Origin of the sequence: Saccharopolyspora sp. 6M (assembly GCF_020176775.1) — a bacterium.
In the GTDB taxonomy this organism is placed as follows: Bacteria; Actinomycetota; Actinomycetes; order Mycobacteriales; family Pseudonocardiaceae; genus Saccharopolyspora_C; species Saccharopolyspora_C gregorii.
This window is the reverse complement of sequence record NZ_JAIUJZ010000010.1, coordinates 102,258-116,313: the sequence shown is the minus strand read 5'-3', so window position 1 is coordinate 116,313 and position 14,056 is coordinate 102,258. Positions and strand designations below refer to the sequence as shown.

At 70.8% G+C, this 14,056-nt stretch carries 10 protein-coding genes; all 10 read right to left on the bottom strand.

The features are described from left to right. Positions 1-8 precede the first annotated feature (8 nt). Positions 9-1,148 (bottom strand): hypothetical protein, encoded by a 1,140-nt coding sequence (locus LCD31_RS01595; protein ID WP_224955594.1) that lies wholly within the window; start codon positions 1,146-1,148, stop codon positions 9-11. Further along, positions 1,141-1,482, bottom strand: a complete 342-nt coding sequence (locus LCD31_RS01590) for a LysM domain-containing protein (RefSeq protein ID WP_224955593.1) — start codon at positions 1,480-1,482, stop codon at positions 1,141-1,143. Before LCD31_RS01590 ends, LCD31_RS01595 begins: the two co-directional genes overlap by 8 nt. A 3-nt stretch (positions 1,483-1,485) precedes the next feature. Next, a complete protein-coding gene (locus tag LCD31_RS01585; protein WP_224955592.1) occupies positions 1,486-2,163 on the bottom strand; it encodes a hypothetical protein in 678 nt (225 codons plus the stop codon). A gap of 21 nt (positions 2,164-2,184) precedes the next feature. After that, positions 2,185-2,802: a hypothetical protein gene (locus LCD31_RS01580; protein WP_224955591.1), complete on the bottom strand. Its 618-nt coding sequence runs from the start codon at positions 2,800-2,802 to the stop codon at positions 2,185-2,187. Positions 2,803-2,895: 93 nt separating this feature from the next. Then, complete coding sequence (locus LCD31_RS01575) at positions 2,896-9,444, bottom strand: DUF4157 domain-containing protein (RefSeq protein ID WP_224955590.1); 6,549 nt, start codon at positions 9,442-9,444, stop codon at positions 2,896-2,898. Beyond that, positions 9,441-9,704, bottom strand: coding sequence for a hypothetical protein (locus LCD31_RS01570; protein WP_224955589.1), 264 nt, complete (start codon positions 9,702-9,704; stop codon positions 9,441-9,443). The genes LCD31_RS01575 and LCD31_RS01570 overlap by 4 nt, the downstream gene beginning before the upstream one ends. Then, positions 9,695-11,581, bottom strand: coding sequence for an ATP-binding protein (locus tag LCD31_RS01565; RefSeq protein ID WP_224955588.1), 1,887 nt, complete (start codon positions 11,579-11,581; stop codon positions 9,695-9,697). The genes LCD31_RS01570 and LCD31_RS01565 overlap by 10 nt, the downstream gene beginning before the upstream one ends. Before the next feature lie 33 nt (positions 11,582-11,614). Then, entirely contained in the window at positions 11,615-12,649 is a 1,035-nt protein-coding gene (locus LCD31_RS01560) for a DUF4255 domain-containing protein (protein ID WP_224955587.1), read from the bottom strand. After that, positions 12,646-13,308: a hypothetical protein gene (locus tag LCD31_RS01555; RefSeq protein WP_224955586.1), complete on the bottom strand. Its 663-nt coding sequence runs from the start codon at positions 13,306-13,308 to the stop codon at positions 12,646-12,648. Before LCD31_RS01555 ends, LCD31_RS01560 begins: the two co-directional genes overlap by 4 nt. After that, a complete protein-coding gene (locus LCD31_RS01550; RefSeq protein ID WP_224955585.1) occupies positions 13,301-14,026 on the bottom strand; it encodes a hypothetical protein in 726 nt (241 codons plus the stop codon). Before LCD31_RS01550 ends, LCD31_RS01555 begins: the two co-directional genes overlap by 8 nt. Between the last annotated feature and the right edge of the window lie 30 nt (positions 14,027-14,056).

Here is a 14,056-nt window from a genome sequence, read left to right as displayed (position 1 = left end):
TCCTCGGGCTAGGGGCGGACGGTGTCGCTGCGGGCCACGAGCCCTTCGCGGGAGAGCGTGAAGTTCTGCTGGTACGAACCGACCCGCAGGTTGTGCGTCACCGATTTCACGTAGTAGTCGCCGTCGTAGGTGACGCCCGCGCCCCGCACCCCGACGAGCTCGCGGGGCCGCAGCACGTACCCGTGCCGGTTCACGTCCAGCGAGCCGGATCCGGAGATCGCGTCGGCGGAGGTCGCGGCCCGCGCGAGCGCCTGCGCGCGGGCGCGTTCCGGATCCATCTTCGCCGTGCCGGACAGGGGTTTCCGCTTCAACGCCGGGGATTCGCGCCGCGCCAGCGGTGGGCGCAGCGGCCCGATGTCCGGGTCCGGCAGCAGCGTGACCTGCCGGGTCGCCGGGTCCTGCACGCGCGCCTCGGGTTGTTCGCGGGCGGTCCCGTCGTAGGCGAAGGTCAGTTGGTCCACAGTGGAATGCGCATCCATGTTGACGGTGAGCGCGTGCTGCCGCTGCCCCAGCCGCTGCTCCGGGCCCCAGTAGGCGGTGGAGCGGCCCGGGCGCGGTCCGGGATCGAGGTAGAAGGTGTACCCGTTGGCGCGGGCCAAGTCGTTGACGTACTGCAGATCGGTGCTCGACTGGTAGTCGACGCGCAGTTCCTCCCGCGGCGGCTGGTGCACCTGCTCGCGGATGATGCGGCTGTCGATGCCGTAGTCGGCGTACTTGCCCAGGATCCGCTCCACCCGCTGCGAGGGCGCCAGGTTCGGATACCGGTCGGTGCGCTCTTCGAGGTCCAGCAGCAAGGTGAGGTCTTCGCCGGTGACGGTGAGCGTGGACTGCCCCGGCTGGTTGCTGGCGCCGACCTCGTTGCGCACGATCAGCCCGTCGAGGATGACGCTCGGCGTCCCCTTGATGGCGAGCGCCAGGACCACCCGCGTCTTCGGGTCGAAGAAGCCCTCCGGCAGCAGGCGGTCGACGATCCGGCCCTTCTTGGTGAGGTCGAACGCCAGCTGGAAACCGCTGCGCTCGCCCGCGGTGCTGGTGATCTGCGCGGACAGCAGTGCTTGCGCCACCTCGCCCGGCACGGGCCTGGTGAGCTTCGGGCCCATGTGCAGGCTCAGGTGCACCGGGCCGGAACCGATCGGGACCTCAGACATCGAAGCTCCCCGGGCTCGGCACGTCGATCGCCCGGCCCGGCTCCGCGGTCAGCTCCGCCGGATCGAGCACCGGGTTCGCGTCCGCGATCCGCCACCACTGGCCCGGATCGCCGAAGTACCGCTGCCCCAGGTGATCCGGGCGCTCGCCGGCGTTCACCACGTGCTCGTCCGCGTGCTCCGGGAGCTTCGGCAGCAGCCGGCGCTTCGCGTACCGCACCTCGGTGCCGTCGGCCGTGCGGTGCACCCCGATCTCCACGTCGTGGTACCGGCTCGTGCGCGGATACGGGTGCGCGCCCGGGATGTCGTCCAGCGCGGTCTCGTACGGTTCGATCACGGCCTACCTCCCCGCCCCTGCCCCGTTCAGGCCCAAGGAACCCAGCGAACCCAGCGTTCCGATGCCCGCGAGTCGTTCCTTCTGCGCCAGGTGCGCCAGGTACAGCTCCGCGCCCCGATGCCCCGGCGGCAGGTCGCTCACCGTCAGCAGCTTCAAGCCGAGGCTCAAGCTCGCCCGGATCGGATTCAGGTTCACGTCGAACGCGGACTCGTTGATGGACATCTCGGTCAGCCGCACCGGGATCACCCGCTTGCCGCCCCAGGTGAACAGGGTCAACGGCATCTCGATCGGGCTGATCTCGATCGTCCCGTTCTTCGCGAGCCGCGTCGCTTCGCGGAGCTGAGCAGTCGTCGGCTGCACCAGCATCTCCAGCGCCGCCAGCTGTGGGTGAATGCCCTCCGGTGCCGCGATCTCCAGCTGATCCGTCGCGTCGATCTCCGCCGTGAACTTCCACGACTCCTCCGCCGGGCCTTTCAGCCGCAGCGCCTCGTTCTTGTCGCCCGATCCGCTGCCACCACCGCCGGAATCACCCTCGCCTCCCGCGGACTGCGGCGACACCGAGCGTTCGAGCGTGTCCGGGTTGAACTGCAACACGATCACCCGCTGCGGGGTGCCGCGCTCGGGGTCGACGAGCACGATGCCGGACCGGATCGGCTTGGGGATGTCGACGTAGCGGGTCATACCAGTCCAATCAACTCGCGGTCACCGGTCACGATCTTCACGGAGGTAATAACCCGGGCTGCTGGAGAACCGAATCCCCTCAGACACGAGGACATCGATCACCACTCCACTCCAGATCAAGGTCGGAGGACTGGGCAACGTCGCACCCCCGTGCCGATACCCGGATACCCAAGCGATTCCACCAGCAGCGATCGCACGGGCGTTCGCATCGGTGAAGTACTCGCGACCATCATGCGAGACAACCCACAGCCCGCCACGTCGCGGCCATTTCTTGAAAAGCGACTTTATCTCGATCGGATCAGGAAGATGAGGCGCACTCGAAACACTTGAGAACCCCGCGCGATCGCTCGGCGACCATTGAACGCCAGGAGCCAGCGGCGCGACCAAATCCACCAGCTCCCGATTAGCTATGACGTCACCACTCTCGGCATAAGTCAGCTTCGGCCCAGCGGGAAGCTCATCCACCTGCCACTCAGGAACAAGGCACAAGTAAGCAGCTTGCTCCCCCCGGGGAACTCCCTGTTCCAGCCGAGGCGACGTCACCCGCAACTCGTACCCCCTTCCGATCAATTCATCGACCACCTCGTCGAACGACTCGTCCGGAATACGCCACTCCTCCGGATCAGAAGCTATTTCCACAGCTCCTCGAGCCGACAACTCCGACCTCACGACGGAGCCCGCACCGTCGAACAACACAACGTCACCCAATAGACTCCCCTCCCAAGGCCGCCACTACGGAAGTTTCAGGAAAATTCCGCGCCCCTTGCTCACACTCTGCATCCCGAGCGGATTCCGCCCGAGCACCTCCTCCATGCAGCGCACACCCCACTCCATCTTTTCCGAATACCCAGCACCTCGGAGGTACTGGTACACCGGCTTCCCGTTCGTAGAAGGCAGACCGTGCTTGGACGTCGTCGACGGGTTCGCGGCAGGCTGACTGTGATCCATCCAAGTATTGAAGTCCTGATTAGCAGTGGCCGAAGTGAGCACCAAGTTCTTCGTATGGTTGGGGCCGTTCTGCCGCTGCTCGACGATATGGTGCCACTGCGGCTTCACCGGGTTTCCTGATTTCGAAGTGCTCGCGGGCGTGTCCGGATTGGTGAACCTCGCAGTCATCCGATAGTTCAGAACCTGCCGAGCCTGGTTGTACTCACTCCACAGGTCCCGCTGCCGAATGGCCTCGAAGTCCGGACCGAGCGCGTACCACCTCTTATCGAAGTCGACCCGCTCCCAACGTTCCTTGACCTCCCGCACCGGAACCCTGAACTCGCCCTTCCCCGAAGGTCCGTGACCGTAGAAGTCGAACTGGACCTGGCGTCCATCCTTGCGCCGAACCTGCATGATCTTTCCGGTGTACCACTGCCCCTTCTTCGCACGGCCGGTCCAACCGTCCTGAACCACATCCTCCCCTTTCGGTTCTCCGGGAGGAACGCTGTAGGCATCGGGCTCAGAATGCGGCTCGGTGTACTCACCCCGCAAAACCGGCCGGGACGGGTTCAGCGTGGCGACCACGATGAAAGGATCACCGCCGACCGGACCCAACCCGGTCAATCGGTAGTGCGCCTTCAGCGCACCGAGCAGATCGAGGAACCGAGGACGCTGGATACCGTCCTTCATCTTCGCGTACAGCTTGGGGCGTAAGCGTGCCACGATCTTGTCCAGCTGATCATCCTTGGACTTCTTGGACTCCTCGTCCTTCTTCCGATCGTTCTTCTTGCTCTGCTTGTTCTCGTTCCGATCGCGTTCGCGCCTGCGATCCCTGGAGGGATCGCGGTCCCGGTCCTTCGGACGTCTCCGGTCGTCGTCGTCCTTGCGCTTGCGCTTGTTCGATCCGCTGTCCGCCTTGTCCCGGTTGTTCTTGCGATCCCGGTCCCGCTTCTCGTCGCGGTCCTTCTTCCGCTCCCGCTCCTGGCTGCGCCGATCGTCCCTGCGTCCGGGGACGTCGTCGTCCTTCTTCGGGCGGTCCGAGTCCTCGTCCTTCTTGCGGTTCGGGTCCGCTTCGTCCTTCTGCTTGCGCTGCGCGTCGTCGTCCTTGCGCTTGCGGTCCTGTTCGTCGTCGTCCCGCTTGCGGTCCCGCTCGTCGTCCTGCTGCTTCTTCTTAGCCGGGGATTCGCGGTCGTCGTCGCGGCGTTTGCCGTCGCGGCGCTCGTCATCACGACGGTCCGGGTCCCGGCGTCGCTGCCCGTCCTCGTCCTTCCGGCGGTGCGGGTCCGAATGCCGCCCGTCGGGCTTGTCCTCCTTCTTCGCGTCCTTGTGGTCGTCCTTGCGAGGCTTGTCGTCCTTCGCCGGGTGCTTCTTGGAGTCGTCGCCCGGCTTCTTCGGCGCGTCGGCCTTGTCGCCGGTCTTGCCCTGGTCAGCCTTCTTGTCGCTGCGAACGCCGGTCTTACCCCCCTGACCACTGGGTTTGCCGCCACCGGGACGGCCTGGTTTCGGGGCCGGGGTGTCTGTTCCGTCATCCGAAGGTCCCTTGTCTCCGGGGGCCTTGTCGCCGGCGCCGGGTTGCTGCTGCTTGTCGGAGCCGTTGCCGCCGCGGTCCTCGGGCGGAGCTGCGCCGCCTTCCTTGCCGCCCTTGTCCTTCTTGCCGAGGGAGGCCGCCAGGGTCTTGAAGCGGTCGCCGACTTTGCTGACGTACTTGCCGATGCCGTCGAGGAGGAACTGGTAGGCGAGTTCCAGGAGCGCGACGACGCCCGCCGCCACCGCCTTGGCGAACAGGACTCCGTTGCCGCCCTTGCCGACGGACTTGAGCCAGTCGAGGACAGCGCCGAACGCTCGGAGGATCTCGCCCAATGCGCCGATCGCGGTCTGCAAGGCGTCGATGACGGCGGCGACCCAGCCGGCGCCGGGGATGAGCTTCGCGATCACCTTGGTGATGACGATCTCGCCGATGATGAACGGCAGCTGCGGGACTACGGCGTCCCAGGTCTCCTTGACGATCTCCTGGAGGCTGATGCCGCCCTTCTTCAACCGCTCGAAGATGGCCTTCGGCAGGCCGATGATCTCCTCGATCTTCTGGTTGAACCAGTCCTTGACGGCGCTCTTGACCTCGCGGAAGAAGTGGTTCTTCGCGCCGTCCTCCGCGGAGCTCTTCGCTCCGGAGAGCCAGCCGCCGGGGTCGGCGAGGAAATCGACGGCGACCATCATGAACTCGCCGAAGCCCGCCAGGAGCTTCGAGGCGAAGTCCAGCACCGACTTGATGGCGTCCTTCACCGCCTGCACGACGTCGGCGAGCGCCTTCTTCAGCACGTTGAGGATGTCGCTGAGCAGCTTCGAGATCGCTTCGAGCAGGTCGGTGATGAGCTGCTTGAGCTTCGCGGCGAGCTCGGTGACGAAGGCGATGGCGGCGGCCACCAGGTCTTCGATGAACTGCCGGATGCGCCGGGCCAGCTCGATGACCGCCTTCACCAGCGCGACGGCCAGTTCGATCAGCGCCTCGATCAGGTCCTCGACCAGCCCCACGATCTTGTCGCGGATGGTCTTGATGAGGTTCTCGACGTCGCGCTTGAAGTTCTCGATGAAGTCGACGATGGCGTCGCGCGCGGCCTGCAGGATCGCCACGATCTTGTCGCGGAGTTCGATGAAGAACCTCTTGATCTCGTCGAAGGCCTTCTCCACCCAGTTCTTCGACTCCCGCGAGGTGTCGTCCCGCTTCGTCTTCGCCTCGGTCTTCGCGGTCTCCCGCTTGTTCTTGATGCCCTCGTCGTCGTCCTTCTTGCGCTCCTCGACCTTCTTGTCGGTGTCCTGCTCCTCCTTCTCCACGTCCTTGCGGGCCTGCTCGCGCTTCTCCGTCTTGCCGGTGCCGAGCTTGTCGAGCTCGGCATCCTGGTCCGCGCGCCACTTCTCCCGCTCGCCGGAGACGTCGTCGAACGTCGATTCGCGCTTGCCGGTCTGCTGGTCGGTGTTGCGCTTCACCTCCGCGTCGACCTCGCGGTCGTGCTTCTGCCGGGAAGTGCGGGTGTCGCGGTCCTTCTGCTGCTTGCCGTCGGACAGGCCCTGCTCGCCCTTGCCGAACGCGGACTTGAACTCCTTGCCGCGCTCGTGCTCGGCGACCTCCGAGGCCGCTTCCGGTGGTACGGCACCGGTTCCGGCGTCGACCTTGCCGCCGCCCTTCCCGCCCTCGCGGCCGGGGACCTCGCCCTTCAGCTGCTCCTTCGGCGCGTCCGGGTAGACCTGGTCCTCGCCCATGCCGCGGCTCGCGTCGTCCCGGGCGGTGTCGGCGGTCTGCTCGCCCTTCGTGGTGACCGCGTCGTCCTGCTCGCGGGACTTGTCCCCGGCGTCGCCCTGCATCTCCACCCCGGGGGCGGTGCCGGCCTTCGCCTGCTCCATCGCCTCGTCCTCAGTGGGCATCCCGGCGAACTGGGCGGCCAGATCCTCCGGGGAGACGTCGAAACCGACCTTCTCGCCGAGCCAGCCGATGACGTAGCCAGCGCCCATCAGGAACGTGTCCCAGCCGTCCGGCTCCTCCACCTCCTCGGCGGGGATCGGGCCCTCCGGCTTCTTCTCGCCCTTGACCTCCGCGTCCTTGCTCTCGGGGGCGTCGGACTTCGCCGCCTCGTCCTGGGAATACTCGGCGGGGGCATCGGTGTCCGGGGCACCGCTCGCGGTCTGCGGAGCACCGGACGGGCGCTGCATCGACGGCGGATCGGCCGCCAGCTGCTGGTGCTCGTCGCCGACCGTGCGGTCCACGGCGCCGTCCACCCCGCCCATCGCCTGCAACGCCACGTGCGGTTTCAGACCGGACGCCGTGCGCAGGCCCGCTTCCGGGGACACCTGGGAGAGGTTCGGGGCGGCCTGCGCCTGCTTCTTCGCCTTCGCCCCACCGCCCTTGCCCGCCTTCCCGCCGCCGCCGGAGCGCGGGGCGGTCGGAGCGGGTCCGGCCTTCGGCGCGGCGGGCGCCGGCTTGGCCTGTTCGGGTTTCGGGGCCGCCTGCTCGGTCTTCTGGGCGGGCGCGGAGGTCGGTTTGGCCGCTCTGGTCGTCGGTTCCGATGTCGGTTTCGGGGCCTCGCCGGTCGCCGCCGGAGCGGGGGTGGAGCTCTGCTTCGCGGGTGCGGGCTGCTCCTGCTGGGGCTGATCGGTACCGGTGCTGGACTCGTTCGTCGGCTCGGTGCCGCCGGTGGTGTGCGAATCCCGCGCTGTGGAAGGTGATTCCGCGTCGTCGGTGCTCTTCGCGCCCGCTGCGCCGCCGGAATCCTCGCCGCCGGCTTCGGACTTCTCGGACTCGGTGCCCCCGCCCTGCGCGTCCTGGTCCGGTTTCCCGCCCTTGCCCGGCTGCTCGCCGCCCTTCTCGGTCCCGCCCGCCGAATCCTTGCCGCCCGAATCCTTGCCGCCCTTGCCCGCCCCGTCCCGCTCCTCCTTCGCCGCGGATTCCTTGACGGCGCCGCCGGGTTCGTCCTTCGCGCCCTCGGTCTTGCCCGGGGCCTCCTGGGCGAGGCGTTGCGCCTCGGCGGGACCTGCTTCGGGATCCGCGCCCGCCTTCGGGTCGGTGGGCTTCGCCGCCGCGCCGGGTTGCTTCTCGGCGGCCTTGTCCGCGGCGAGGGTCGCCAGGTCCGCCGCTCCCGGCGTGCCCTCGGTGGTGATCGACGGGTCCGGTTCGGCCTGCTCCTCCGGTTCCGCCTCCACCGGCTCGGCTTCGGCCGCCTCGTCCTCGGCGTCCTCCGCGTCGCGTTCCGCCTGGACCTGCTCGGCCTTCGTCGGCGGTGGCGCGGGGAAGGACGGCATCGGCGGCGGTGCGGCGCCCGGTTCCAGCTTGTCCGCGGTCGGCACGCCGGAGACGTCCAGGTCCTGCTCGGGCAAGAAGTCCTCGGGGGCGAACTTCACGTCCCAGGCGCTCTTCTCCTCGCCGCCGACCTCGACCTCCGAGTCGCCGCCGTGCGCCTCCGAGTCCGGTTCCTCCTCCGGGCCGAGCACGTCCTGGTTGCGGGCGCCGTCCAGGGAATCGACGGCGCCGGCGAGCTGGGTGTCCTTGCCCGCCTGCTCCGGGGAGGGGTCGACGTCCTGCTGCCGGTCCTTCGGCTTCGCCACGAGCGGATCGATGGCGTCTGGGCGGTTCTGCGCCGCCGAGTCCTGCTCGGCGCTCTCCTCCTCGCCCGCCTCCTTCTCGTCCTGCTCGGCCTGCTCGTCCTCGCCCTTGTCCTCGGAGTCCTTCTCGTCAGCGGCTTTCTCGTCAGCGCCCTTCTCGTCAGCGGCCTGCTCGCCTTCCGGCTGCTGCTCGGCGTCCTGCTCCCCGCCCTGCTCCTCGGATTCCCCGGAGTCCGCGGCGGATTCCTCCGAGTCCTGCTCGGAAGCGGGCTCCGCCGACTCCTGTTCCCCCACCGCCGCGTCCTGCTCCGGTGCCGCGGCCTCCGGCCCCGCGTTCTCCGGCGTCCCGCCGTCCGCGCCGCCAGGGACCTCCTGCTCCTTCTCCGGTCCGGTGGCTTCGGGCGGCTGCTGCTCGGATTCGCGCCGCTGGTCGGATTCCTGCTGCTGCTCCTCGCGTTCGGCGAGCACCTCGGCGTGCGCGTCCGGTTCGACCGCCGGGGTCGCCATCGCGCCGGGTTCCAGGGCCGGGTCCGCCTCCACCTCGTCCAGGAGGTCCAGGACGCGTTCGTGCTCGGAGCTGAGCAGCCGCGACTCCAACCGGTCCAGCACGACGTCGAGGACGTCCTCGGGCAGCCGCGCGAGCCGCTTCCGAGTGCGCTTGGACCGGTCCTCCGGATCACCGCGCAGCGAGCGCTGGATGCCGTTGGCGAGCCGGTCGATCATCGTCGCCGGGTCCAGTTCCTCGGCGCGGCGGCGGTCGGCGTCGACCGTCGCGTAGCGCAACCAGCCGGGCGTGGCCTGACCGGAGCGCACCGCCGCCGGGTCCGAAGTGGACTCGGCTTCGCGCTCGATCGCCTGCTGCGGCAGGCTCACCGCGCCCAGCTCGCGGCCCGCGCGCAGGGCACCGAGCCCGTGCGGGTTCTGCACGGTGTGCAGGAGTTCGTGCGCGAGCAGCCGGGTGCCCTCGGCCGTGCCGGGCCGGAACTTCGCGGGCGCGAAAAGCACGTCCTGGCCCACCGCCACCGCGTCCGCGCCGAGGTCCTGCGCGAGCTCGCCGGAGTCGCGGTCGGTGTGCAGGCGGACGCGGCTGAAGTCGTGGCCGAGCGATTCCTCCAACTCGCGCCGGGTGCTCTCGTCGAGGGGCTGGCCGGCGCCGCTGACGACCGCCTTCGGCTCCGGGGCCCGGTCCGCGGTGCGGTTCTTCCGCTTGCGGCGCCGGGAATCCTGCGCGGAACGCGATTCCCGGGCGGGGACGGGTGCGCTCATCCGGATCGCCCCCTGCCGCTGAGACCCGCGTGCACCGACCGCGCCAGCGCCTCGCCCAACCGGGTCGGGGACGTGGTCGCGGGCAGCGGCGGCAGGTCCGCGATGCCGTCCACCTGCCGCGGCCCCCACGCGGCGAGCGGCACCCCTCGCTGCTCCACCAGGCGGGTCAGCTCCGCCTGGAACGCGACCGCGACCCGGTCCGGGTCGACGCCGTCGAACCCGTCCAGCACCAGCTCGCCGATGTGCACGTTCACACCCATCCCCGCACCTCCGAGGGCGTCAGGGACCGCTCCAGCTTGCGGTACTCGGTGTGCGCGGCGGCGAGCATGTGCCGCATCTGCACGGGTTCGCCGTCCTCGGCGGCGAGGAACGCGCCGGACAGCGCGATGTTGCGGATCGAACCGCCCGCCACCGTCAACTGCGCCAGCAGCTCCGGGTCGAGGTCCTTCACCGGCGCCTGCTCCGGCACCACGCGCCGCCAGATCTCGGCGCGCTCCGCCTCGCCGGGGAACGGGAAGTCCACCACGAAGCGGATCCGGCGCAGGAACGCCGAGTCCAGCGCCTTCTTCATGTTCGTGGTGAGGATCGCCAGGCCCCGGTACGCCTCCATCCGCATCAGCAGGTAGCTGACCTCCAGGTTGGCGTAGCGGTCGTGGCTGTCCTTGACCTCGCTGCGCTTGCCGAACAGCGCGTCCGCCTCGTCGAACAGCAGCAGCGCCCCGCCGCGCTCGGCCGCGTCGAAGACCTTGCGCAGGTTCTTCTCCGTCTCGCCGATGTACTTGCTGACCACCTGCGACAGGTCGATCACGAACAGGTCCAGGCCCAGCTCGCGGGCCATCACCTCGGCGGTGAGCGTCTTGCCGGTGCCGGAACCGCCCGCGAACAGCGCCGTCACGCCCAGGCCGCGGCGCAGCGTCGCGGAGAAGCCCCAGTCGTGGTGCACGGTGGCGCGCTGCCGCACGTGCGCGACGACCTCGCGCAACACCCGCAGCTGCCGCTCCGGCAGCACCAGGTCTCCCCAGCCCGCGGCCGGTTCGATGCGCCTGCCCAGCTCGTCCAGCCCCATCCGGGCCTGCTCCAGCCCGGCCCGCCACGCCGCCTGCGCCAGGTCGCCGTCCGCGGTGCCGCGCACGGTCGCGGCGGCGGAGACCACCACGTGCGGCGGCAGCGCGAACTGGGCGACCAGGTTCCCCACCTCGGCGTCGGCGCGCCCGCCGAACGCGCCGCGCCACAGCTCGAACTGCTCGGCGTCGTCCAGCGCGGGCACCGTGATCCGCGCACCGCGGGCGCGGGAGCTCGGGCGCGGTTCCGCACTGCCGATCACCAGCGGTACCGTTGCCGATTCCACGAACGCCTCGGCCGCCGCGAGCTGCTCGCGGTTCGGCTCGTCCACCTCCAGCAGCAGTGCGGCGGGCAGCAACACCGCCTCCCGCTGCCACAACCGCGCCAGCAGGTCCCGCTCCGCCGGATCGTCCGGCACGTCCTCCGCGGACAGCGCGTACAGGCCCAGGTCGCAGGCGTCCGCGGCGGCGGCCGCCAGGTCCGCGCGGGTGCGCGCGTCCCCGCCGACCAGCTCCACGCGCAACGCGGTCTCCGCGTCGCCGTCCGCCCAGCTCGACGCGATCCGCTCCGCGGCGTCCCGGTAGGAGGCGGGCAGCCGCCCCGGCTCCGGGACGCGGCGCAGCAGGCCGTGCAGCCGCGCGTCCAGGTACGGGGAGCCGAGCAGGAAGTGCAGCACCCGCTCGTCGATCCGCAACCGGCCGGTGGTCAACCCCGCCTGCTCGTCCAGCTCCACCAGCCGCCAGCGGCGCAGCGGCGACACCGGCGTCAGCGCGCTCCAGTGCGGCTCGCTCAACGCGGCCAGCGCGAGGGAGAACGTGGGGTGCGCGCGGGCCGAACCGCTCGCCGCCGCGCACCGGCCCGCCGTGCCCGCGTCCAGCTCCATCGCCGCGCACAGCAGCAGCACCTCGCGTTCGAAGGTGCTCAGGCCGAAGCAGCCGGCCAGCGCCTCCAGCTCGGGCACCGGCGGGATGGCGTGCTCGGCGGTCTCGCCACCGGCGTGCGCTTCGAGCGCGGCCAGCACCGCGCGCACCGCGGCCGCCAGCGCCGAGTCCGCGCCGTCGCGTTCCTCGGTCATCCCGCGCCCCCTCTCCGCTCGTCGTGCACCGGATCAGCTCTGCTCATCACGATCGCCGTCCGAAGTGGCCTGTTCGCTGGATCCCGGCTCGGCGGAGGGAGGAGTGCGGGTTCCGCGCGTCGTACTCGTGCGGCCGCGCTTCGCTCCGGTGGTGCCGCCGGTGCTCTTCGCTCCGGTGGTGCCGCTCGTTCGCTTGGTCGCGGTGGTGCCGCCCGTGCGCTTCGCGGTACCGGGCCGCTTCGACGTGGTGGTGCGCCGATTCGGCTTCGCAGCACCGGGTTCCGACGCCTGCTCGGTCCCGGCAGCTCGATCGGACTCGGATGCTCGATCGGTCCCGGCTGCGCGCCCGGTCCCGGCTGCCCGATCGGTCCCGGACGCCCGCTCCGGACCGGTCGCCTCCGGCGGCTCGGCCGGCTCCTCGCCGCCGGGAGATTCCGCCGCGCCACCACGGGGATCCGCAGGCCCGAACGGCCGCGCCGTCGGCACGACCTGCCGCACCGGCTTCGGCGGCACCGGCTCCTCGCGGCCCTCGATCAGCACCAGCGAACCCTGGTAGGTCGTGGACAGCGCGTACGGCGTCTGGTGCAGCATCCCCCACAACTTCGAGGTCTCGTCGGTGTCCATCTGGATCGGCGAGAACCGCACCCGCTGCGGCGACTCCGCCAGGTCGCTGCCCGCCAAGTACGGCCGCGAAGCCGCCTCCACCAGCAGTTCGCGGGGCAGCACCGGGATCTCCTGCAGGGTCCGCACCACGCAGCCGATCAACCGCTGCCCCACCAGCTCGGTCTCCTCGCCGTAGGCGCTGATCAGGTAGTGCAGGTCCAGCGCCGCGGTGGGCCGGGCCAGCAGCCCGCCACCGGAGGCGCGGCTGGGCAGCTCGGTGTTGCGCATCGACGGGTTCGGCGCCACCTGGTAGAGGAACACGGTGATCGTCGGCTCGGTCGGCGGTTCGGCCGGCGGCTTGCGGGTCTCCACCGAGACCGCGAAGTCGATCTCGGGTCGCAGGTTGCTCTCGATCAGCAGCGCGAGGGCCTGCGTGACCGTGGCGATGGCCAGTGCGTTGCTCATGAACCCGCCCGCTCGTCGAGGTAGTCGGCCAGGTTCACCGCGGGCGCGCGGCGGCCCGCGCGCTGCCGTTCCGGTGGGCGCGGCGGTGCGGCGGCGCTGACCTGGAGGCGCCCGATCTCCACCCGCACGGCCGGTTCCGCGGGTGCGGGCGTCCGGCGGCGGGCCGCGGGCGCTGTGCGCGGTGCGGCAGCGGCGGCGGCGATCCGGGTGCGCGGGGAGTCGGCCGGGGCCGGGGCGGCGGCCACCGGACGCAGCGTGCCGCCGCGCTCCCGCACCGGTTCGGGCTCGCCCGGCACGTTCTCCCGGGTCGGGCGCGGCGGTTCGGGCGCCGGGGTGACGTGCGCCGGCGGCACCAGCCTCGCCACCGGTTCGGCCTCGTCCCGCTGCGGTGCGGCTTCCGGCCGCGGTGACGGCTCGGTGGCCTGGGATTCGTTGCGTACCAAGGTGATCCGGTCGGTGCGGTGCACCTCCCGCTCCACCCGCCGCACCTCGCGCTCCCGCAGCACCGGAGCCGGAACCCGGGCTGCTACGGGAGATTCGGCCTCCGGCGCCGGGTCCGGCAGCGAGTCCACCCGCTCGAACGGCCCCGGCAGCCGAGGGCGCAGCCGCACCGCCGCCGGATCGTGCCGGGCGGCCAGCCGGTCGAAGAAATCAGGCATCAGCGCACAACTCCAGGTAGTAACGCCGCCGAAGCGGACTGAGCGCCAGGATCTGCGGTTCGCTCCACCCGTAGGCGGCGGCGAGCAGGTGCACGTCCAGCAGCACGTCCCGGGACCACGAATCCAGTTCCGACCACAGGAATTCGGCCACGTCCAGCACCGTCGGCGTACCGCCGCCGCAGTGCGGGCAGTGCACGGTCACCGCCAGGTCCGCCGCCGGATCTGCCTGCTCGGCGAGCTCCGCCATCCGCCGCCGCACCCGCTCCGGCAGGCGTTCCGGTTCGACCGGTTCGCCGTCGCGTTCGGCGGCGAGCGTGCAGCGGGCCAGCAGCCGAGCGCCGCGCTGCTCGGCCGGGGCCGCGGCCACGGCGTCCAGATCCGCGGCCGTCGGCAACCGGAACTCGACCGCGATCCCGTCGTCGACGACCCGCAGCGGATCACCGGTGGGCCGCGGGTGGTCGGTGAGGCCGCGCGCGTCCAGGTCGAACTCGACGACCTCGCCGCACGCGGCGCACTCCAGCAGCACCTGCATCCGCTCGCCGAACAGCGCCCGGCGCAGCACCAGCAGGTCCGCCAACCGCGCCCCGAGCGGTTCCGCGTCGAGCTGCGCCACCGACGCCTCCGGCCGCGCCGCGCGGTGCAGCACTTCCGCCCGCCCGGCCGCGCGCTGCGCCAACCCCGCTTCCCAGGCGGCCAGCAGCTCCGCCGGTCCCGTCACCACCACCCGGTACCCCTCCCGCCGAACCGT

Bases quoted from the DNA above. Each gene is read 5' to 3' on its own strand.
- LCD31_RS01570 (WP_224955589.1), bottom strand. From the start codon at position 9,704: ATGGGTGTGAACGTGCACATCGGCGAGCTGGTGCTGGACGGGTTCGAC.
- LCD31_RS01595 (WP_224955594.1), bottom strand. From the start codon at position 1,148: ATGTCTGAGGTCCCGATCGGTTCCGGCCCGGTGCACCTGAGCCTGCAC.
- LCD31_RS01560 (WP_224955587.1), bottom strand. From the start codon at position 12,649: ATGAGCAACGCACTGGCCATCGCCACGGTCACGCAGGCCCTCGCGCTG.
- LCD31_RS01565 (WP_224955588.1), bottom strand. From the start codon at position 11,581: ATGACCGAGGAACGCGACGGCGCGGACTCGGCGCTGGCGGCCGCGGTG.
- LCD31_RS01555 (WP_224955586.1), bottom strand. From the start codon at position 13,308: ATGCCTGATTTCTTCGACCGGCTGGCCGCCCGGCACGATCCGGCGGCG.
- LCD31_RS01585 (WP_224955592.1), bottom strand. From the start codon at position 2,163: ATGACCCGCTACGTCGACATCCCCAAGCCGATCCGGTCCGGCATCGTG.
- LCD31_RS01575 (WP_224955590.1), bottom strand. From the start codon at position 9,444: ATGAGCGCACCCGTCCCCGCCCGGGAATCGCGTTCCGCGCAGGATTCC.